Source organism: Ruegeria sp. BG3, assembly GCF_056538485.1.
Genome location: NZ_JBQFTE010000026.1, coordinates 1 through 1229, shown reverse-complemented (window position 1 = coordinate 1229; position 1229 = coordinate 1). Strand labels below are relative to the sequence as shown.

Here is a 1229-nt window from a genome sequence, read left to right as displayed (position 1 = left end):
AAAAAGGGCGTCCCGAGGGACGCCCTTTCCGTCTGATCATTCGCTTGCGCGACTTATTCAGTGATTTTTGACACAACGCCGGCGCCGACGGTGCGGCCGCCTTCGCGGATCGCGAAGCGCAGGCCCTGCTCCATCGCGATCGGTGCGATCAGCTCAACGCCAAACGACACGTTGTCGCCAGGCATGACCATCTCGGTGCCTTCCGCCAGGGTCACGGTGCCGGTCACGTCAGTTGTACGGAAGTAGAACTGAGGACGGTAGTTCGCGAAGAACGGTGTGTGACGACCGCCTTCTTCCTTGGTCAGGATGTAGGCTTCAGCTTCGAACTTGGTGTGCGGTGTAACCGAACCCGGCTTACACAGAACCTGGCCACGCTCAACGCCGTCACGGTCAACACCACGCAGCAGCGCGCCGATGTTGTCGCCCGCTTCACCGCGGTCCAGCAGCTTGCGGAACATTTCAACGCCGGTGCAGGTGGTTTTCGAAGTGTCGCGGATGCCGACGATTTCAATCTCGTCACCAACGTTGATCACGCCACGCTCAACACGGCCGGTCACAACGGTACCACGACCCGAGATCGAGAACACGTCTTCGATCGGCATCAGGAACGGCTGGTCAACAGCACGCTCAGGGGTGTCGATGTACTCATCAACAGCCGCCATCAGTTCCTTGATCTTCTCTTCACCAATCTCAGGCTTGTTGCCTTCCATCGCGGCCAGAGCCGAACCTGCGATGATCGGAATATCGTCGCCGGGGTATTCGTAGCTGGACAGCAGTTCGCGAACTTCCATCTCAACCAGTTCCAGCAGCTCTTCGTCGTCAACCTGGTCAACTTTGTTCAGGAACACGACCATCTTCGGGATGCCAACCTGGCGGCCCAGCAGGATGTGCTCGCGGGTCTGCGGCATCGGGCCGTCAGCGGCGTTCACAACCAGGATCGCGCCGTCCATCTGAGCAGCACCAGTGATCATGTTCTTGACGTAGTCGGCGTGGCCGGGGCAGTCAACGTGCGCGTAGTGGCGGTTCTCGGTCTCGTATTCCACGTGGGCGGTCGAGATGGTGATGCCGCGCGCTTTCTCTTCCGGCGCACCGTCAATCTGGTCATACGCTTTGAAGTCACCAAAATACTTGGTGATCGCTGCGGTCAGCGTCGTCTTACCATGGTCAACGTGCCCAATCGTGCCGATGTTGACGTGCGGTTTTGTACGCTCAAACTTTTCCTTTGCCAT

The 1229-nt window shown here is 58.7% G+C and carries 1 protein-coding gene; it reads right to left on the bottom strand.

Annotation, left to right across the window (positions count from 1 at the left end):
• Positions 1 to 53 precede the first annotated feature (53 nt).
• Positions 54 to 1229 (bottom strand): elongation factor Tu (gene tuf / locus ACR0AI_RS21905; RefSeq protein WP_170381019.1); only part of this gene is annotated, 1176 nt, incomplete at its 5' end.